Genomic DNA, 18167 nt, shown 5'->3' on the forward strand with positions numbered 1-18167 from the left:
GGTCAGCGTGCGAAGAGCAGGCCCGCGCCCTGGCGTGAGGCCTTGTCCAGCGCCTGCGTCACGGCGTCGAGCGCTCGCGCGGGGTCTCCGCGCCGGGTGATGCGGCGCAGGCGGGAGGTGAAGCGGGCCCAGCCGCTGACGGGCTGGTAGGTGGGGGCGCCGTGGAGGTGCTCGCGCAGGCCGTCGCGCAGTTGGCGCACCTCGGCGTTCGTCCAGTAGCCGAGGTTCGGGTTGATGCGCCGCAGGTCGTCGGTGGCGCCCTCCTGCTGGGGGACCCGGCCCCAGACGGTGTGGCGCCAGAGGTGGTGGAGCGTGTCCGGGCAGGCCGCGCGGACGACGGCCTCGGCGGCCTGGAGGTCGTCGGCGTCGGGGCGCTGCGAGGTGGCCTGCTCCAGGCGCTCGCTCCGGGGCTCCTTGTCGGTGTGGACCAGGTCCTCGGCGAGCACGTCGAGCAGCTCCAGCACCTCGTCACCGAGCGGCTCGGGCAGCCGCGTCAGCGCGGCGCCGCCGTGCTGGGAGAGGTGGTCGATGAGCGCGAGCAGCACCTCCTCGTCCTCCATCGCCTCGGGGTCCTCGCGCACCACCGCGGCGCGCAGGGACGCGAGCCGGGACGGCGTCAACACACCGGCGAGGCCCTCGGCGGGAATCAGGAAGAAGGTGACAGGGGTGCTCATGGCCCTTGTCTATACCGCCCGCGCTCAGAGCGACGAGAAGATGTCGCCGAGGGTGGCGATCATCGACTCCGAGTCGCGCACCTGGAACGTCGCGGCCTGGACGCTCGCGGCTTCGATGCGGTCGACGCGGAGCATGCGCACCGCTCCGCGCAGGTGGTCCCAGACGAGCAGGTACCACGCGGGCCAGCTGAGCAGGAGGTAGTGGGGCTCCACGACGCGCACCGTGCTCGTGTCGCTCGCGCGGTAGGTCAGCTCCAGCGCGCGCTGCTCGAAGAAGGCCTCCTGGAGGGGACGCAGCACCGCGGCCCGGGGGGGCTTCCAGGTCGCGCTGATGCTGCGCGCGGTGGGGCCCACGAGGATGCGCTGGCGCAGCTTGCCGACGCGGGCGCGCTCCTCGGGTGGGAACGACGCGGCCAGCTTCTGGCGCAGGCTCTTGAGCGTCGAGAGCAGGAGCGGGGACTCGAGCCGCTCGGCGAGCGCCAGGGCGAGCAGCAGGTCGAGCAGCTCCTGGGCGTTGAGCTGCACGCGCCCGAGCCCTGTCCTCGGCGGGACGCGGATGCCGCCGCCCCGGCCCGCGTCCGACTCGATGGGGACGCCGCGCGCGGAGAGCCGGGACAAGTCCCGCCGGACGGTGCGCACGCAGACGCCCAGCTCCTCCGCCAGCTCCGGGGCCGTCCAGGACGGGCGGGAGGCAAGGAGGCCCAGGACCCGGTCCAGACGGTCGGTGACGGGCTCGCGCTTCAAAGGTGACTCATTCTGTCACGTTCTGGGGCCATGTTCATGGGGTCGCGAACGAGCGCGGCCAGGACACACGGAGACAAACGCCATGACCCACACCTTGCGCGGAATGTGCACCTTCAACCTCTGGGCGGATGACCTCCAGGCGGCGACGCGCTGGTACGCGGAGCTGCTCGGCATGCAGCCCTACTTCCGCAGCGAGGACGTGGGGTGCGGGCCCGGGTATGTGGAGTTCCGCATCGGCGACTACCAGCACGAGCTGGGCATCATCGACCGGAGGTTCGCGCCGCCGGGGCTCGCCACGGCTCAGGGCGGGACGGTGGTCTACTGGCACGTCGACGACATCGCGGGGACGCTCGCGCGGGTGCTCGCGATGGGGGCGCAGCTTCTGGATGGCGTCACCGAGCGCGGGCCGGGCTTCGTCACGGCGTCGGTCACCGACCCGTTCGGGAACGTGCTGGGCCTGATGTTCAACCGCCACTACCTGGACGTGCTGGGAGGCGCCCATGGCCAGCGCTGAAGGAGGGGCGCCGGTGATTGCGTTCCGGGGCGCGGCGGAGTTCGAGGCCTGGCTCCAGACGCACGTCGATGCGTCCGCGGGGGTCTGGTTGAAGCTCGCGAAGAAGGGGACGCAGATTGCCTCGCTCACCGATGACGAGGCGGTCGACGTGGGGCTGTGCTTCGGATGGATTTCGGGGCAGCGCAAGTCGCTCGACGCGCGCTTCTACCTGCAGAAGTACGTCCCGCGCCGGCCGCGCAGCCGCTGGTCCTGTGTGAACGTGCGCAAGGTGGAGGCACTCACGCGCGCGGGTCGGATGCGGCCCTCGGGGCTCGCGGAGGTCGAGGCCGCGAAGGCGGATGGGCGCTGGGACGCGGCCTACGAGTCGCAGAAGAACGCCACGGTGCCGGAGGTGCTCACGGCGGCGCTGGCGGCGAGCCCTCGGGCGGCGCGGGCGTTCGAGGCGCTCGGCAGGACGCGGCGGTACGGGCTGGTCCTCAAGGTGCTGACGGCGAGGACCCAGAAGGGGCGCGAAGGCCAGGTCCGCCGCGTCGTCGCGGAGCTCGACGCGGCGGGGTGAGACTTCAGTCCGCGGACATGGCCACGCCGGGCGACACCTTCGACGCGCGGCGGGCGGGCAGCCAGCTCGCCAGCGAGACGACGGTGAGCAGCAGCAGCGGCACGGCGAGGAAGGTCAGCGGGTCCGTGGCGCTCACGTCGTACAGCAGGCCCTCCAGCAGCCGCGACAGCCCGAGCGCCAGCGCGAGCCCGACGCCCAGGCCCAGCGCGCACATCCGCAGGGCCTGCTTCATCACCAGCCGCACCACGTCCGAGGGCAGCGCCCCCAGCGCCAGGCGGATGCCCAGCTCCCGTCGACGCTGCGCCACGCTGTACGCCATCAACCCGTAGATGCCGAGCGAGGCCAGCGCCACCGCTGACACCGCGAAGGCGAGCAGGAGCACCCGCTGGAAGCTCCGGTCCGCCACCGAGCGCTCCAGGCCCTGCGCCAGCGTCGTCGTCTTCGGCAGCGTCAACTGCGAGTCGAGCTGGCGCATCTCGCCCTTCACCAGCGCCGTCACGCGCTCCAGCGGGAGCTTGCTGCGCACCACCACGGACGTCATGGCCCAGGGCGTCTGGGCGAGCGGTGCGTACAGCTCCGGCTCCGCGGGCTCGTCCAGCGCGCGGGCGCGGACATCCCCCACCACGCCCACGATTTCACGCTCCTTGAGCGGGCGGCCGAAGGCGATGACGACCCGCTTGCCGATGGCGTCCTCGTTGGGGAAGTGGCGCCGCGCGAAGGACTCGTTCACCACGACCACCGGCGGCGCGTCCGCGGTGTCCTGCCGCGTGAAGTCCCGCCCCTGCTTGAGCGGAATCCCCAGCGTGGCGAAGACGCCATCGCTCATCGCCCGGTACCCGGTGACGAGCTTCTCCCCCGAGGGGGAGGGCTTGCCCGGCAGCTCCATCGACAGGCCGATGGCGCCGCCCGTCACGATGCCCGGCGTCACCAGCGACGCGGCCTCCACGCCCGGCTGCGCGCGAACCTGCTCCAGCAGTCGCTCGTAGAAGGTCGCAATCGTGTCCCGCGGGTAGCGCGCGGCCGGGAGGTTGACGCCCATCAGCGACACGCCGTCGGGCCGGTAGCCCGGGTCCACGTCGGCCAGCCGCTGCGCGCTGCGCACCAGCAGCCCCGCGCCCACCAGCAGCACCAGCGCGAGCGCCACCTGCGTGGACACGAGAATCGCGCGCCAGCGCAGCGCCGCCTTGTTCGCGCTCGTGCCGCGCGTGCTCTGGAGCAGGCCGCCGAGGTTGGCCTTGAGCGCGGTGCCCAGCGGCGCGAGGCCGCACATCAGCGACACCGCGAGCACCAGCGCCGCCGTGTACACCAGCGCGCGTCCATCCACGCGCACCGCCTGCACCTGACGCACGGACTCCGGCAGCATCGCGCTCAGCATGTCCGTGCCCCACAGGCCCAGGAGCAACCCCAGCGCGCCTCCGGCCAGGGCCAGCAGCGAGCCCTCCGCCAGCAACTGTCGGGCGAGCGCGCCCTTGCCCGCGCCCAGCGCGGTGCGCACGGCGAACTCCTGCTGCCGGGTCATCGCGCGGGCGAGGAGCAGCTGCGCCACGTTGACGCAGGCGATGAGCAGCAGCAGCGCCACGGCGCCGAGCAGCAGGAGCGCGGGGCGGCGTGTCTTCTGGGACAGGCGCTCCTGGAGGCCGCGCACGCTCACGCTCGCCTGGGTGTTGGTGTCCGGGTACGTCTGCGACAGGGCCCGCATCACGCCCTGGGCCTCCTGGTGGGCCTGCTCGGCGTTGAATCCCGGGGCCAGCCGGGCCACGCCGGAGAGCAGGTGGGTGCCGCGGCTCTCCCAGTTGGAGCGGACGAAGTCGCGCGCGGACAGCGGGGCCCACAGGCCGACGGGCTCCTGCGAGTCCTCGCGAGGGAAGTCGAAGCCCTCGGGCATCACGCCGACGACCTCGTAGGGATTGCCGTCCAGCTCCATCGTGCGGCCGAGCACGCCCCGGTCCGCGCCGAAGCGTCGGGTCCAGAGGCCGTGCGAGAGCACCACGGCGCGCGGGCCGTTGAGCTGGAACTCGGGGGTCTCGAGCGCCCGGCCGAGCAGGGGGCGCACGCCGGCGACGCGGAAGAAGTCCTCCGACACCGCCGCGCCCTCCACCCGCTCGGGTTCCTGGTGGGGGCCGGTGAGGGTGAAGCCGCCGGTGTCGTAGACGGCGAACGCGGCGAAGGCCTTCACCTTCTGGCGGAGGTCCTCGGAGTCCAGGCGGGACAGGGCGTTGTCGGCGTCGGGCTCGCGTGGGTCGAAGCCCCACACGGAGACGAGCTGCTCGGACTGGGGGAGGGGGAGCGGCCGCAAGAGCAGCGCGCTCACCACGCTGAAGAGCAGCGTGTTCGCGCCGATGCCGAAGGCCAGCGCGAGCACGGTGGCCAGCGTGAAGCCGGGGCTGCGGCGCAGGGAGCGGAAGCCGTGGCGCAGGTCCTGGAAGAAAGAAGGCATGGGCGACCTCAGAGCCAATCGCGTGCCAACGCCCCATCCGCCTCAAGGGCGCGATGTGACGACGGGCCCGCCGTGCCCAGGGTGTACCCGTTGTGCGCTTGTGGGACGAGCCCTGTCCGGAGGTGACACGTCCTCGCGGGGGACCTGGGCTCCCTCGCCTCCTCGCTGGAGGGCAGCCCAGGGGCCTGGATGGCGGGACTACGCCATCTTCTCGCGCAGGTAGCCCTCCAGCTCGGAGATGGCGACGCGCTCCTGGGCCATGGAGTCGCGGTGGCGCACGGTGACGGTGTCCTTGGTGGACGCGTCCTTTCCGTCCCCCAGCGTGTCGAAGTCCACCGTGACGCAGAAGGGCGTCCCGATTTCATCCTGCCGCCGGTACAGCTTCCCGATGGCGCCCGTGTCGTCGTACACGACGCGCATCGAGCCCGAGGACTGGAGCCGGCGGCGGATGCCCTTCGCCACGTCCACGATGCCCGCGTGGTTCTTCTTCAGCGGCAACACCGCCACCTTGATGGGCGCCAGGCGCGGCTTGAAGTGCAGCACCGTCCGGTAGAACTCGTCGACCACCGGGTCCACCTGGCCGCGCAGCTTCTTCGCCACCTCGATGCTCTCCGCCCCCGGCATCGACAACAGCCCCGTGATCGACGCGAGCCGCTCACCCAGCGCGCCCGCGATTCGCTCACCCTCCGCCAGCAGCGCGTTCTTCGCGTCCGCGGTGAGCTTCTCGTTGCGGCTCACGGACTTGAGGAACGTGCCCAGCGCCTCCTCCACCGGCTTGAGCCGGTCCGCGGGCGCGGGCTTCACCTGCTCCTCCGCGTACGCCTCGCTCAGCACCGCGAGCACCCCGCGGTCCACGCCCGCCGACGGCTCGATGACGAACGGCACCACGTGCTGCTTCGTCTCCGCGTCGAAGTACGTGAGCTTCTCCGTGCTGTGACTGTTGGGCGCCACGCGTGCCTTCAGCCCGAGCGAGCCCTGGTCCTTGCTGTGCGAACCCAGGTCGTAGTCCGTCCGGTTCGCGATGCCCTCCAGCTCCTCCAGCCCGTGCGGGAAGCGGTAGAGCAGGTCCACCGTCGCCTTCGCGTAGTGCGCCAGCTCGGTCGCCTTCTGGTGGTACGGCACCAGGTTGTCCTTGGACAACCCCACCGACAGCCACCAGTTGATGCGGTCCTCCACCCACTTCTGGTGCCACGCCTCGTCCTCGCCGGGCTTCACGAAGAACTCGATCTCCATCTGCTCGAACTCACGCACGCGGAAGATGAAGTTGCGCGGCGTGATTTCGTTGCGGAAGGACTTGCCCATCTGCGCGATGCCGAAGGGCAGCTTGCGCGACGTCGAGTCGAGCACGTGCTTGAAGTTGAGGAAGATGCCCTGCGCCGTCTCGGGGCGCAGATAGGAGAAGGACTCCGGGTCCGGCACCGGCCCCACCTGCGTCTTGAACATCAGGTTGAAGGGGCGCGGCTCGGTCAGCTCCGCGCTGCCGCAGCTGGGACACTTGCCGGCGATCTGGTCCGCGCGCCAGCGCATCTTGCAGCCCTTGCAGTCCACCATCGGGTCCACGAAGGTCTCTTCGTGCCCCGAATAGCGCCACGTGAGCTTGTTCATGAGGATGGAGGCGTCGATGCCCTCCATGTCCTCGCGCTCCCAGACGTTGGCGCGCCACCAGGCCAGCTTCAGGTTGTTCTTCAGCTCGACGCCGAGCGGACCGTAGTCGTACGTGCCCTGCAGGCCCCCGTAGATGGCGGAGCCCGGGAAGATGAAGCCCCGGCGCTTGGACAGGGAAACCAGCTGCTCCATCGTCTGTGCGGCCATCGGCGTACGGCTCCTTCGTGAGCGGTGAGCCCCGGAGGCTACACCGTTCCCGACACCGACGAACCCTAGACGCGGATGGGCGGCTCGATGAGCGCCGGAGGCGTGGCCTTGGCGTCATCCGGCTCGTACGCCGGTGCATGCGGCCCCGCATGCGTGCGCTTCCACCGGCGCGGCACCCGCTCGATACCCACCGGGTAGACGGTGAGCTGTCCCTTCTCGTCGATGTGCAGGCGCAGGAAGTTCTTCCAGTCCGGCAGGGCCAACGAGATGAACGCCTCGTTCGAGTGGGCCCCGAACAGGTTGACACTCAGCCACAGGTACAACCCCATGACGAAGGGGCCCACCAGGAAGCCACCCAGGAAGGTGAGCGCCGAGGACACCAGGAACTTGCCCGCCAGGTGCGCCCAGCCCGCCGTGCAGTTGAGGCCGTCCGGCGTCAGGTCCGGGCAGATGCCCATCCCGCTCACCGCCAGGTACGTGCCTCCCCACGCGACGAAGAACGCCGCGAGGATGTGGGCCACGCCGTGCAGCGTGCCCGCGAGCCACCGGAACTTCCCGAACGCGGCGTCGGCCAGGCCGATGAGCCCGCCGATGGTGCCCAGGCCCAGCACCATGGTCCACGGGCGGCTCACCATGCTGTTGGCCACGGCCATGATGACGTCGCCCAGCTGGGAGAAGCCCAGCGAGCCCACCTCCGCGTACGCGGCCAGCGCGAGCAGCAGGTACAGCGCGCCCGTCATCAGGCCGAACAGCGGGCTGTAGCGGATGAGGAACAGGTTCTTCCTGGCGAGCGCGCGTGAGGTGCGCTCGTCGGGGAAGCTCTTCTCCAGCCGGTAGCCGTCGCGCAGCACGTGCGCCTTGGGCGCGTGCGTGGGGTGCATGAAGGCGCCGCCGCCGCCGGCCGTGATCTTCTGCCGGCCCGCGGGGTCCTCGTGGCGGCGGTAGTGGTGCAGGTCACCCGCGAGGAAGATGCTGATGCGCCGGCCGAGCACCTTCTCCTGGAGGTACTCCAGGTTGTTCTCCAGGTAGCTGCCCTTGCGCCGCTGCGTGGCGGCGAGAATCCACGCGGGCTCCGCGTTGCACAGGATGACGCGGTCGTCGGGGCCCATGCTGTCGGCCACCTGGCGGAAGTACTCCACCTGGGGAACGTCGATGTCGCTGTTGAGCTGCACGTCCGTGCCGATGAGCCACCAGCGATGCGGCAGCTTGAGCGCGAAGTAGCTGCGGCTCTGCCGCGTGCGTCGGCCCGCAATCCAGCGGTTGGCGCAGAACAGCCGCATGAAGGCGGACAGGCCGTCGTACCAGTCGTGGTTGCCCGGGATGACGAACAGGTCCGGATTGGGCGCGACGGAGCGCCGCATGGCGGCCTCGTACGGCTGGATGAGGCGCTCCTCGTAGGCCTCGCGGCTGGCGCCGGGGTACACGCCGTCGCCGCCGAAGATGAGGACGCGGCCACGCTCGGTCTCGAACTCGCCGACGCGGGGCTGGCCTCGCACGGGGAGCTTCAGCTCGGGCAGCGCGAGCAGCCGCGCCACCGTGTACGTGGAGTCCCAGCCGTCGCCGGTGTCGGAGACGTAGTCGAGCCAGAAGTCTCCCTGGGGGCGCGTCTCCTCGGAGTAGTCGAAGTAGGGGACCTGTGGGCGCACCACGGCCTCGATGAGGCGATGGTCCGCGCGGGCGCCGAAGACGGCGGCGACGACCGCGTCCAGGCCCGTGCGAATCAGCTGCGACGGGTGCAGCCAGCGCACCATGGGGGCGTGGCGCTGGGGATGGGTGGCCGTGCCGCTGTCGGAGATGAGCGCCGTCTCGTTGCGGGAGGGGACGAGGTGGGGGCGCTCGACCGAGGGTTCATCGGAGGGGGCGTTCCGCTGGCGCGCCGCCGAGGACTCGCGCTCAGCGGCCATGAGGGGCGCTCTCCCGGGGGCCCTGCATGAAGCGCTGCTCGGGGCCCGGGCCCGCATAGACCTGCACGGCCTTGAACGGCACACCGGGCGACACCACGCGCGCGGAGTGCTTCGCGCCCGCGGGGATGTAGACGGCGTCACCCTTGCTCACGCGCAACGTCTGCCCGGACACCGTCATGTCGGCGGCGCCGTCCTCGATGTAGAGAATCTCCGCGCTCGACTCGTGCGTGTGCTCGGGGACCTCGCCGCCGGGCTGGAGCTCCAGCAGCGTCAGCGACGCGGCGGTGGCGCCGGTGGACTCGTTGAGGAAGAGCGTCGCGCGGCCCTTGCCGTTCGCGATGAGGTGGCGCGGGGCTTCGGTGGCGGTGACGCGGTGGCGCACCGTGGGCTTCGCGTCCGCGGGGCGCGGGCCCGGCGCGGTGGTGCTCTGTGCAGCGGAGCCGGGAGCGGTGGTGCTCGGCGTGGAGCCCGGCGCGATGATGCTCGGCGTGGAGCCCGGCGCGATGGTGTTCGGCGTGAAGCCAGGTGTGGAAGTGCCCGGCGCGGTGGTGCTCGGCGCAGCGGAGCCGGGCGCGGCGGACCAGCGTTGCGCGTTGATGCTCGGTGCGGCGGTCCTCGGCGCCGCGGTCCAGTGCGGCGGAGTGACGTTCTGCGTGGACGAGGTCGGGACAGAGGTGTCGGACGCGGCGAGGTCCGGCGTGGCAGCCCCGACAGCCCACCGCTGCGCGGTGATGCTCGGCGCGGCGGTGCTCGGCGTGGCGGCCCAGGCGGGCGCGGTGACACCCGGTGTGGACGCGGCCCGGCCGACGGCGCTCGTCGTGGTGGCCGCGACGGACTCGACGGACTCCGGGCTCGCGACCCAGCGTCGCGCGGTGATGTTCGGTGAGACGGTCCACTCGGGCACGGAGCTGATGCGAGCCCCCGTCATGGCCGAGGTCTCCGAGGCGGCCTCACTCGCCCAGGCAGGCGGGTTGATACCGAGGCCCGTGAGGGCCAGCGCGGACATCAGGAGTCGTGGACTCATCGTGTTGCTGGATTATCACGACACCGGCCCCTGGCTGGAGGGCAGGCAGGCGGTGTTCTTCGTTCCCTCATGGCCGCGAGTGGGGCACCCTCCCCTCCATGCCGGACCTCAGCCCCAAGGACTTCCCCGTCGTCGTCCCCTTCACCCTGCACTGGAGTGAAATGGACGCGTTCGGCCACGCGAACAACGCTCGCACCTTCACGTGGTTCGAGACCGCGCGCATCGCCTACCTTGCCCGCATCGGCATGACGGGCCCCTCGGGCGCCGGCGAGACGCGCATCCAGGGCGGCGTCGGCCCCATCCTCAAGGCCACCCAGGCCGAGTACGTGCGCCCCGTCGTCTTCCCCGTGCGCCTGGTCGCCAGCGCCCGCGTCTCGCGCATCGGCAACACGTCCGTCACGCTGGAGCACGCGGTGTTCGGCGAGGAGGACGGCACCCTCTACACGAAGGGCACCGCCGTCATCGTCACCCTCGACTACGTCAAGAACGAGCCGGTGCCGCTGCCCGCCCCCGTGCGCGCCGCCATCGAGGCGCTGGAGGGGCGGACGTTCGGCCCATGAGCGCTCCGGCCGTCACCAGGACGCACGTCGTCGAGGAGCGCGCGCATGGCTGAGTCCGTGCTCGAGTTCTACCAGGGGCTCGCCGAGGAGTATCACCTGCTCTTCGCCAACTGGGCCCAGACGGTGGAGCGCCAGGGCGCCGCGCTGGACGCGCTGCTGCGTCGGTGTGGCGCGCCGCCGCCGCGTCGGGTGTTGGATTGCGCGTGTGGCATCGGCACGCAGGCGCTGGGGCTCGCGGGACGCGGCTACGCGGTGCACGCGACGGACCTGAGCCCCGCCGCCGTGGCCCGCGCCGAGCGCGAGGCGCGCACCCTGGGCGTCACCCTCACCACCGGCGTCGCGGACATGCGGACGTTGGACACGCAGGTGTCGGGGATGTTCCAGGTGGTGCTCGCGTTCGACAACGCGGTGCCGCACCTGCTCACGGATGAGGACCTGGACGCCGCCGCGCATGCGATGGCCTCCAAGCTCGCGCCCGGGGGCCTGCTGGCGCTGAGCGTGCGCGACTACGACGCGCTGATGGCCGACCAGCCGCGCTTCACCTCGGAGCGGGTGCTCGACGCGCCCGAGGGCCGGCGCATCCTCTTCCAGGTCTGGGATTGGGCCGCCGATGGCAGGACGTACACGGTCCACCAGTTCATCCTGCGCCCCGAGGGCAAGGGCTGGCAGGCCACGGAGCACACCGGCGTGTATCGCGCGCTCCAGCGGGTGGAGGTGGAGCGCGCGCTGACACGGGCGGGGCTCGTCGACACACGGTGGTATTCGCCGGAGGAGACGGGCTTCTATCAGCCCATCCTCACCGCGCGCAGACCGTGAGGCTTCAGCCGCTGCGGCGAGCCTCGGCGGGGGCGTTGGGGTGGCGGGTGAGCAGCATGCGCAGCTGCGGCTGCCTTCGCACGGCTTCCTGCTTGAGCAGGTGGGCGATGAGGGCCGGCGGCGCGGCGCTCCAGCGCGCGATGTTCTGGATGAGCATGGGCGAGCGGTAGGTGCGTCCGCACAACATCGACGCCGTCTTGCCGTCCACGGACATGCCGATGAGCGACGCGAGCGCGCGACCCTCGGTGTTGAGGATGAGCTCCACCTTCTCCTCCGAGGGGCCGGTGGTGAAGCGCTGACGGAGCACCTCGCGCGACGAGCGCCGCGTGGACTCGGGCACGTCGCGGTCCACCGTCACCTTGTACAGTTCCATCAACCGGCGCGCGCTCCAGAGCCTGCGGAACAGGCTGGCGGGCAGCTGCGGGTTGCGCACGAGCCAGCGCCGCACGCCCACGTCCGCCGCGAAGGCCGCGCGGGCACAGAGCGACTCCAGGCCCACGGGGTTCCTGTGGTTGCGCGCGATGAGGCGCGCGTGCGCGAGCCCGACGCGGGGATTCTCCATCACCGCCTTGATGACGGAGGGCAGCGGGTCGAAGCACAGCGCGGACAGCTCCGGGTCCTGCGCGGTGTGCGCCAGCGCGACGCGCTGGTCTTCGGGTTGCGGATGCAACCGCGTCTCGAAGAGCTGGCGGAAGTTGCCCAGCGCGACCTCGGGCACGTCCTCGGCGTCGGCCTCGGAGTCTGGGGGCTCGGCGGGGACGACGTCGGACTCGGAGGTCTCGAGGACGTCGGATTCGCCCGCATCGGCCTCCTGGGGAAGCAGGTCCAGCGTGGGCAGCTCCTCGTCCGGCGGCGTGTGGGGCGCGGTGGGCGCGAGTGGCTCGTAGCCGGGGCTCACGGAGGGGGCCTGTGCCCGTGGCATGCCGGGAGGGTTGATCCCAGGGGCCGTGGCGAGGGGCAGCAGGGCGCCCTGGGAGACGAGCCGGGTGAGGATGCCCTGGAGTCGCTCGGGAGCCAGCCCGGTGAGCGCGGGGAGGTTCCTGGCCGCCGTGGCGCCGTCGAGCCGCGAGAGCACGAAGCCCTCCTCCGGGCTGAGCACCAGCGTGCGCAGGTCCACCGTCGGGTTCGGCTTGGGAATCCAATCCGTCATTGCTCCCGAGTCTCCCACGACCCGTGGATGAGGTGGAGGGGCCGCTGTCCTCGACATGTTTCGGTGCGCGACGGGCGGAAAACTGCGGGGTCGACGGCCGCGAGACGTCCGATTCCGTTCAGCCTCCCCGAGCCCGCCTGGCTGCCTGGCGGCCCTGCCCTCGGGGGCCGGAGCGGGCGCGGGAGGGCACTTCCTGACGCGCGGCGGGTTGACGCCGGGCCCCTGCCTGGACACAACTTCACTTCATGTCCAAGCCCACCCTCCAGACCTATGCCGAGTTCTGGCCGTTCTACCTGCGCGAGCACTCGCTGCCGGTGACGCGCCGGTTCCACTTCGTGGGCACCAGCCTGGGCGTGGCCACGGGCATCGCGGCCATCGCCATGGGGCGCGCGGCGCTGATTCCGGCGGCGCTGGTCTCGGCATACGGCTTCGCGTGGTTCAGCCACTTCTTCATCGAGAAGAACAAGCCGGCGAGCTTCAAGTACCCGCTGTGGTCGTTCATCTCGGACTTCCGGATGGCGGGGCTGATGGCCGTGGGGCAGCTCGACGCGCACATGGAGCGCGCCTTCGCCAACGGTGCGCAGGGCACGGGCGCCAACAGCATGGCCCCCGCGTCCCGGCCGGCGCCCCAGGCGGCGGCGCAGCAGGTCCGCTGAAGTCCTTGGGGCCCGTCGTCGACGGGCCCTGTCTTCCGGGTGGATGACGGCGGGTGCGTGGGTCCTCGGGGGCCTGTGCCCGTGCGTGTCGTCCCCGGGTCGAACGTCGGGAGGACGCCGCCCCGCACACGAAGCGCGGGCGCTCCAGCCGAGTTGCGCTAGATTGGCCGGGCCCTTTACAGCAACCACTCTTCTTCACCTGGGGCGCGCCTGGCGCCCCCTCTCTTCGCGAGTCGCTCGACCCATGGGACGCATTTTCGAGACACGCAAGGCCACGATGATGGCCCGCTGGAACAAGATGGCGAAGGTCTTCACGCGCATCAGCAAGGACATTGCGATCGCGGTGAAGGCCGGCGGGCCCAACCCGGACTCGAACTCCACGCTGCGGCGGGTGTTGCAGAACGCGCGCGCGGCGAACATGCCGAAGGACAAGGTCGAGGCGGCCATCAAGCGCGCCAGCGGCCAGACGGCGACGCAGTACGAAATCGTCCTCTACGAGGGCTACGGGCCGCACGGCATCGCGCTGCTGGTGGAGACGGCCACGGACAACGTGGTGCGCACGGTGGCGAACGTGCGGATGCACTTCAACCAGAACGGAGGGAACATGGGCACCACGGGCAGCGTGGGGTTCATGTTCAAGCGCATGGGCGTGTTCCGGTTGAACCCGGAGGGCCTCAACCAGGAGGAGCTGGAGCTGGAGCTCATCGACCACGGGTTGCAGGAGATGGGCGAGGGCACGGGCGAGAAGGGGGAGAAGCAGCTCATCATCCGGTGTGACTTCGCGGACTTCGGCAAGCTCCAGGCGGCCATCGAGGCGAAGGGGCTGGCACCCATCTCCGCCGACTCCGAGTACATCGCGGAGAACCTCATCGAGCTGCCCGAGGACAAGGCCACCGAGGTGCTGGAGCTCGTCGACGCCCTGGAGCAGGACGACGACGTCCAGCGCGTGTTCCACAACCTGGGCTGAGCCGTCGTCGCGGCCCGGGACGCGAGCGGGCGCTCGTGATGAGCGCCCCCGTCTCCGGGCCTTGTTCCACTTGCCTCGAGTGTGTTCGTACGACTCGACGCGAGAGCGCTGTCATCAGCTCCCCTCGACGAGGGATGACACAATGACAGCCGTGCTTCCCAGCATCCGTGTGGCGGACGAGAACGGCGAGCCGGTGGTCCGGGAGGGGCTGTCTCTTTGCTTCTTCATGCGCCACTCCCATCCCGTCGTGGCCGACAAGGTGTGGCGCGCCCTGGAGCTGTATCGCCGCTCCATCCCGAGTGATGCACTGGGGTGGTATGGCTCGGACGACGGCGACACACTGCCGTTGGATGTGGATGGCTGGCGCCACATCCACCATCAGATGGTGGAGCGGGCCTGGGGTGTCGAGTGGCTGGTGGAGCTGACGGAGTTCTCCAGCGGGCCCGGTGGCTACCAGTTCGAGTACGACGGTCGGAGGCTCGAGGACCCGCTCTTCTTGGGAGATGCCGACGCCACGACCGGCCTCCGCTTCTGCCTCCCCTCCGAGTATCTGACGTCTCGGGGCGTGGCTGCCGTGCGTGACCTCGCGCGCGACATCGCCCGGGAGCTGCCTTTCAGCTTCGGCTATGCCAGCCCCGCGCTGGTGGCTCGTCCCGGTGCGTGGTTCTCCGTGCGTCGGCAGCTCCTCGAGCTGCTTCAGCGCCACCCTGGGTTGGACCTCCTGAACCTCACCGACACCAGCCGACGCATCGGCGTCCGAGCCCGAGGCGCCTATTGGCTCACCTTCCTGGGGCCGACGTTGCTCGACCAACTCGGGGGCGCTCCCGAACTGGCCCGGCGCCTCGACCTTCCAGGCGTCTCGCTCGCTCCACTCGATGAGGAGCGATGGATGCTTTCGCTCGGCGAGTGTCCCGACTCCATGGACTCGGCGACCCAGCCCGTACCTGTTCCGTACCGAGAGCTGTCGCGACTGTTGGAGCCTTTCCTGCTCGAGGAAGGTGGCTCGTGGCCACCCTGGGATGCGAATGCTGTACGGCGCTGGCTGCGTCGACACGGCGCTTGAGGACAGCGGGCAGGCGACTCCTTGGATGTCAGAAGGCGAGCCGCCTGCCTCCTGTCGACCTCACCGCGCCACGTCGTACGTCTTGCGGATGACCGTGCCGCCGCGGTCGATGGACACCACCACGCGCTTCGCCGTGTCGAGCTGGGCGTAGGCCTCCAGCGCCTTCTCCGGCGTCTCCAGCGTGATTCCATTGATGCTCTGCACCACGTCCCGCTCCTGGAACCCGAGCTTCGCGTAGATGGAACCGGGCCGGACGGCGAAGAGCTTGAACCCCACCGCCTTGCCGTCCTTGAACGAAGGCACGAACCGCGCGTCCCCGCTCTGCGTGCACGTCTTCTCGTGCTCCGCCTTCGGGTTGCGCCGCACCGAGTACGTGTTCTCCCCCGTCGCCTTCACCTCGAGGTCCTCGGGCCCGTGAGAGAGCGCCTGGACGAAGTTCGGCGCCGCCTGGGGAACATCCACCGGCGGACTCGCCAACGAGACGAACGGCGCGCTCGCCAGGATGATGGCACTGCCCCACTGACACATCTGCTTCCGGAATGAGCAACTCATCGTGTCCTGCCTCCTTCCCCATCGCGGGGAGTGAGCAGGACAAGAGCAATCACGATGCCAGGGCTCGTCTTCACTCTGAGGGCCGCGTCGGCAGAGGTGACGACGCACCTCCACGCCGGCCTGTCCTGTCAGCCCTCCACGCCCGCACGATGACAGCCTGTCGTGACAGCTTGTCACTCGCGCCGCATAGGCCCTCAGTCCCGATAGGCCACGGTGCCTGCGGACCCACCCGCGTCACGCTGGTCCTGCAGCCAGACCTCGGGGCCGAGCGTCTCCAGTGCCTCCACGCTCGATTCGTCCAACAGGTTCTCCGTGAGGACCAGCATCTCCAGATGCGTGAACGCGCCCGCGTTCCCCAAGAGCGCCGTCGCACCCACGCGCGTCATCGTGCCCAACGACAGGTCCAGCCGCGTGAGCCGCCGCAGCACCGGCGCCGACGGCAACGCCTCGCACACCGCATCCGTGAACCCCGCGTTGCACAGCCCCAGGTGCACGAGCCTCGGCATCCCCGTGCCCTCCAGCAGCGGCCGCACGTCCTCGAACGACACGTCTCCTCCGTGCTCGGGCGACCCGAACCAGAGCACCAGCTTCTCCAGCTTCGGCCAGCTCGCCGACAGGATGGACCGCAGGGATTCGCGCGACAGCCCCGAGGTCTCGAGGGTCAACTCCCGCAGCTCCGGCAGGTGCATGGCGCCCAGCACCATGTTCCCCCGCAGCGTCAGCGTGCGCAGCCTCGGCAGCGCCGCGTACAGGGACGACACATCCCCGAGCCGCACGCGCGAGAGGCCGAACTCGTTCTCCAGCACGTCCGCGACCTTCAGCTCCCGCAGCGTCGCGGGCGCGTGTCGCACGATGTGCTGGAGGATGCCCTCTTAGTGATTCGAATCCGCGTCGTTGTCGAGCAGCCCCACCGTCAACGCACGCAAGAAGCGAGCGGAGGGATGCGTGAGCAGCTCCGTCAGCACCCGAGGCACGTCCAGCGAGTAGGCGTGGTTGCTCCCGAGCCACGCCCGCTGGATGAAGCCCAGGTGCCAGTGCCAGTACACGCGGCCGCTCGACAGTCCCGAGTAGCGTGAGGGATGGAGGCTGTCCCGGAAGTACAGCTCCCCGAGCAACCTCTGCGCATGGCGCTCCAGGAAGTCGCCGACCTGCTTCTCCAGTTCCTTCTTCTCGGGCCCCGTGGCGAGCAACGCCGCATGCTGGAGCGCCACCAGCTCGCCGCGCGGGGCTCCGTGCGCCTGCAGCCAATCCCCATAGACGAGATAGCCGTCGTCGTCCTCCGGCTCACGGAGGATGGCGGCCTCCAGCTCCGGCTCACGAAGCTCCGGGGGCACATCGTGCCCCGGAGCAGGAGCCGGCGTGACCGGGTCGAATCCCGAGAAGAAGTCATCCAGCACCTGGATGACCCGTTCCAGCACCTTCCCGTAACTGGGTTTCGACATGACTCCCCACACCTGTGCGTCCGCTCCCCGAGGAGAACGGACGCGAGCCCCGGGAGTCGCGTTACGGGACGTACCAGAACGCGCCGTAGCCGTTCACCCGCGAAGTCATCGAAATCTGGCGGTCGGCCTTGGTGGTGCTGCATTCCTCGCCCGGCTTGCACTTGGTGATCTCCGCGAGCACGCCGGTGTACTCGATGACGTAGTCATCCGGATTGATGGAGTAGCCGATGGGCGGGCAGGTCACCCCGGGGTTCGAGCACTTGCACTTGCCCGTCTCCAGGTTCCCCGCGGCGTCAACGGTGCACAGCTGGTTGTTGATGCGCTGCACGAGATTGATGAGGTTCTGCCGGGTGTAGTGGACGCGGAAGAAGCGCAGGTCCGAGAACTGGGAGTTGGTGCTCGTCGCGCCCGTGTAGCGCACGGTGGACAGGTCCGTGTTGCACAGGGCGTTGCCGGTGAACCAGGCCCCGTTTGGATAGTCGTAGAGGATGGTGGCCCGGCCATGGGCGGGACAGGGCGACGTGGGGATGTTGTTCGCGTAGGCCCCCGCGAGCACGCCGATGGGACGCAGGTTCGGATGCGAGGTGTCGCGCAGGTACGCGAACATGCTCAGCTGCGCGGCGCCCGAGTTGTAGACGTCCCCGGGGCCTGGGTTGCTGATGCCGTTCCACGTCGTGCCCCCGTCGGGCGAGTTCCAGCCCGTGACCAGGGGCACCGCCATGTTCCCCTGGAGCACCAGCTCCGTGGGCCACATCCCGAGCACGCCGTTGCGCGCCGTGAAGAGCTTGAAGGGGCGAGGGCGGTTCGCCGGGCTCCACGCGTAGCCGAACATGTCGTTGTAGCCGCCGCCCTCCACGTGCGTCCTGGGCGACGTCCACGTGTTGAGCAACATGCCCGCGTCGTGGCAGTACACCTGGGCCGCGGGAGTCCCCGACGCGGACTCGGGCTGCTGTCCCCGCTGCCACGCGGAGAAGGGCGCGGGGACGCTCAGGCCCGTGAAGGTCCCCACGTTGTAGGACACCGGCGTCGAGGCGATGTTGCCCTGCCAGCGCATCAGCATGGACCACGCGTCCTGCCGCACGCCGTTGTTCGGGTCCAGGTACTGGCCTCCCGTGGTGAACAGCGGCGCCACCTGCGTGTGGCACACCGTCGGCGTCATGGGATGGAAGTCCGCCGCGCTCGCGCTGCCGGTGGTCAGCAAGACGAGCGTGGCGGGAAGGATTCGCTGGAGCTGCATGGTGGTTCCCCCTCTGGAGAGGTCCCTCCACGGATGCGGAGGGACCTCTTCTTGGG

Annotated in this window: 18 protein-coding genes; 7 read left to right on the forward strand and 11 right to left on the reverse strand. The window is 70.3% G+C overall.

The annotated features are described in order from the left end of the window. Positions 1-2: 2 nt before the first annotated feature. Together K8625_RS22630 and K8625_RS22635 are read right to left on the reverse strand one after the other, a co-directional pair. Complete coding sequence (locus tag K8625_RS22630) at positions 3-674, reverse strand: hypothetical protein (RefSeq protein WP_223783867.1); 672 nt, start codon at positions 672-674, stop codon at positions 3-5. Positions 675-698: 24 nt separating this feature from the next. Continuing rightward, positions 699-1418, reverse strand: a complete 720-nt coding sequence (locus K8625_RS22635; protein WP_223783868.1) for a YafY family protein — start codon at positions 1416-1418, stop codon at positions 699-701. An 82-nt stretch (positions 1419-1500) separates the two neighbouring features. On the opposite strand from K8625_RS22635, the gene K8625_RS22640 reads away from it, so the two are divergent. Next, the gene (locus K8625_RS22640) at positions 1501-1932 is read left to right on the forward strand and encodes a VOC family protein (protein ID WP_223783869.1); all 432 of its coding nucleotides are present in this window, start codon (positions 1501-1503) and stop codon (positions 1930-1932) included. Further along, on the forward strand, positions 1919-2491 hold the full coding sequence (locus K8625_RS22645) for a YdeI family protein (RefSeq protein ID WP_223783870.1): 573 nt from the start codon (positions 1919-1921) through the stop codon (positions 2489-2491). The genes K8625_RS22640 and K8625_RS22645 overlap by 14 nt, the downstream gene beginning before the upstream one ends. Before the next feature lie 4 nt (positions 2492-2495). On the opposite strand, the gene K8625_RS22650 is transcribed toward K8625_RS22645, so the two are convergent. The 4 genes from K8625_RS22650 to K8625_RS22665 form a co-directional block, all read right to left on the reverse strand. Continuing rightward, positions 2496-4928: an ABC transporter permease gene (locus tag K8625_RS22650; RefSeq protein WP_223783871.1), complete on the reverse strand. Its 2433-nt coding sequence runs from the start codon at positions 4926-4928 to the stop codon at positions 2496-2498. A 198-nt stretch (positions 4929-5126) separates the two neighbouring features. Next, positions 5127-6740, reverse strand: coding sequence for a glycine--tRNA ligase (locus tag K8625_RS22655; protein WP_223783872.1), 1614 nt, complete (start codon positions 6738-6740; stop codon positions 5127-5129). 65 nt (positions 6741-6805) lie between these two features. Then, positions 6806-8491 carry a metallophosphoesterase gene (locus K8625_RS22660; RefSeq protein ID WP_370641951.1) on the reverse strand — a complete coding sequence of 562 codons (1686 nt, stop codon included), beginning with the start codon at positions 8489-8491 and terminating at the stop codon, positions 6806-6808. A gap of 142 nt (positions 8492-8633) precedes the next feature. Next, positions 8634-9668, reverse strand: a complete 1035-nt coding sequence (locus tag K8625_RS22665; RefSeq protein WP_223783874.1) for a cupin domain-containing protein — start codon at positions 9666-9668, stop codon at positions 8634-8636. A 98-nt stretch (positions 9669-9766) separates the two neighbouring features. Here K8625_RS22665 and K8625_RS22670 point away from each other — a divergent pair, with 98 nt between their 5' ends. Beyond that, a complete protein-coding gene (locus K8625_RS22670) occupies positions 9767-10228 on the forward strand; it encodes a thioesterase family protein (protein ID WP_223751200.1) in 462 nt (153 codons plus the stop codon). Between the two features lie 45 nt (positions 10229-10273). Then, a complete protein-coding gene (locus tag K8625_RS22675; RefSeq protein ID WP_223751199.1) occupies positions 10274-11044 on the forward strand; it encodes a bifunctional 2-polyprenyl-6-hydroxyphenol methylase/3-demethylubiquinol 3-O-methyltransferase UbiG in 771 nt (256 codons plus the stop codon). A 4-nt stretch (positions 11045-11048) separates the two neighbouring features. Here the strand turns inward: K8625_RS22675 and K8625_RS22680 are convergent, their stop codons facing one another. Continuing rightward, positions 11049-12194 (reverse strand): hypothetical protein, encoded by a 1146-nt coding sequence (locus K8625_RS22680; RefSeq protein WP_223783875.1) that lies wholly within the window; start codon positions 12192-12194, stop codon positions 11049-11051. Between the two features lie 245 nt (positions 12195-12439). Between K8625_RS22680 and K8625_RS22685 the strand changes: the two genes are divergently transcribed. The 3 genes from K8625_RS22685 to K8625_RS22695 all read left to right on the forward strand — a co-directional run bounded on the left by K8625_RS22685 (position 12440) and on the right by K8625_RS22695 (position 14880). Continuing rightward, positions 12440-12850 carry a DUF962 domain-containing protein gene (locus K8625_RS22685; protein WP_223751197.1) on the forward strand — a complete coding sequence of 137 codons (411 nt, stop codon included), beginning with the start codon at positions 12440-12442 and terminating at the stop codon, positions 12848-12850. A gap of 244 nt (positions 12851-13094) precedes the next feature. Further along, positions 13095-13817, forward strand: coding sequence for a YebC/PmpR family DNA-binding transcriptional regulator (locus K8625_RS22690; protein WP_141324285.1), 723 nt, complete (start codon positions 13095-13097; stop codon positions 13815-13817). A 142-nt stretch (positions 13818-13959) separates the two neighbouring features. Next, positions 13960-14880 carry a type VI immunity family protein gene (locus tag K8625_RS22695; RefSeq protein ID WP_223783876.1) on the forward strand — a complete coding sequence of 307 codons (921 nt, stop codon included), beginning with the start codon at positions 13960-13962 and terminating at the stop codon, positions 14878-14880. Between the two features lie 60 nt (positions 14881-14940). On the opposite strand, the gene K8625_RS22700 is transcribed toward K8625_RS22695, so the two are convergent. The 4 genes from K8625_RS22700 to K8625_RS22715 all read right to left on the reverse strand — a co-directional run bounded on the left by K8625_RS22700 (position 14941) and on the right by K8625_RS22715 (position 18111). Continuing rightward, positions 14941-15432, reverse strand: a complete 492-nt coding sequence (locus K8625_RS22700) for a hypothetical protein (protein ID WP_223751195.1) — start codon at positions 15430-15432, stop codon at positions 14941-14943. Between the two features lie 194 nt (positions 15433-15626). Further along, entirely contained in the window at positions 15627-16283 is a 657-nt protein-coding gene (locus tag K8625_RS22705; RefSeq protein WP_223783877.1) for a hypothetical protein, read from the reverse strand. A 21-nt stretch (positions 16284-16304) separates the two neighbouring features. Continuing rightward, complete coding sequence (locus tag K8625_RS22710) at positions 16305-16874, reverse strand: TIGR02996 domain-containing protein (RefSeq protein WP_223783878.1); 570 nt, start codon at positions 16872-16874, stop codon at positions 16305-16307. Positions 16875-16935: 61 nt separating this feature from the next. Beyond that, the gene (locus K8625_RS22715; RefSeq protein WP_223783879.1) at positions 16936-18111 is read right to left on the reverse strand and encodes a hypothetical protein; all 1176 of its coding nucleotides are present in this window, start codon (positions 18109-18111) and stop codon (positions 16936-16938) included. Positions 18112-18167 lie beyond the last annotated feature (56 nt).

Origin of the sequence: Myxococcus sp. AS-1-15 (assembly GCF_020037055.1) — a bacterium.
GTDB lineage: Bacteria > Myxococcota > Myxococcia > Myxococcales > Myxococcaceae > Myxococcus > Myxococcus fulvus.

Coding starts and splice junctions, on each gene's coding strand:
- K8625_RS22700 (WP_223751195.1), bottom strand. CDS start 15,432: ATGAGTTGCTCATTCCGGAAGCAGATGTGTCAGTGGGGCAGTGCCATC.
- K8625_RS22695 (WP_223783876.1), top strand. CDS start 13,960: ATGACAGCCGTGCTTCCCAGCATCCGTGTGGCGGACGAGAACGGCGAG.
- K8625_RS22655 (WP_223783872.1), bottom strand. CDS start 6,740: ATGGCCGCACAGACGATGGAGCAGCTGGTTTCCCTGTCCAAGCGCCGG.
- K8625_RS22630 (WP_223783867.1), bottom strand. CDS start 674: ATGAGCACCCCTGTCACCTTCTTCCTGATTCCCGCCGAGGGCCTCGCC.
- K8625_RS22640 (WP_223783869.1), top strand. CDS start 1,501: ATGACCCACACCTTGCGCGGAATGTGCACCTTCAACCTCTGGGCGGAT.
- K8625_RS22670 (WP_223751200.1), top strand. CDS start 9,767: ATGCCGGACCTCAGCCCCAAGGACTTCCCCGTCGTCGTCCCCTTCACC.
- K8625_RS22650 (WP_223783871.1), bottom strand. CDS start 4,928: ATGCCTTCTTTCTTCCAGGACCTGCGCCACGGCTTCCGCTCCCTGCGC.
- K8625_RS22675 (WP_223751199.1), top strand. CDS start 10,274: ATGGCTGAGTCCGTGCTCGAGTTCTACCAGGGGCTCGCCGAGGAGTAT.
- K8625_RS22680 (WP_223783875.1), bottom strand. CDS start 12,194: ATGACGGATTGGATTCCCAAGCCGAACCCGACGGTGGACCTGCGCACG.
- K8625_RS22645 (WP_223783870.1), top strand. CDS start 1,919: ATGGCCAGCGCTGAAGGAGGGGCGCCGGTGATTGCGTTCCGGGGCGCG.
- K8625_RS22690 (WP_141324285.1), top strand. CDS start 13,095: ATGGGACGCATTTTCGAGACACGCAAGGCCACGATGATGGCCCGCTGG.
- K8625_RS22710 (WP_223783878.1), bottom strand. CDS start 16,874: ATGTCGAAACCCAGTTACGGGAAGGTGCTGGAACGGGTCATCCAGGTG.
- K8625_RS22715 (WP_223783879.1), bottom strand. CDS start 18,111: ATGCAGCTCCAGCGAATCCTTCCCGCCACGCTCGTCTTGCTGACCACC.
- K8625_RS22665 (WP_223783874.1), bottom strand. CDS start 9,668: ATGAGTCCACGACTCCTGATGTCCGCGCTGGCCCTCACGGGCCTCGGT.
- K8625_RS22660 (WP_370641951.1), bottom strand. CDS start 8,491: ATGGTGCGCTGGCTGCACCCGTCGCAGCTGATTCGCACGGGCCTGGAC.
- K8625_RS22685 (WP_223751197.1), top strand. CDS start 12,440: ATGTCCAAGCCCACCCTCCAGACCTATGCCGAGTTCTGGCCGTTCTAC.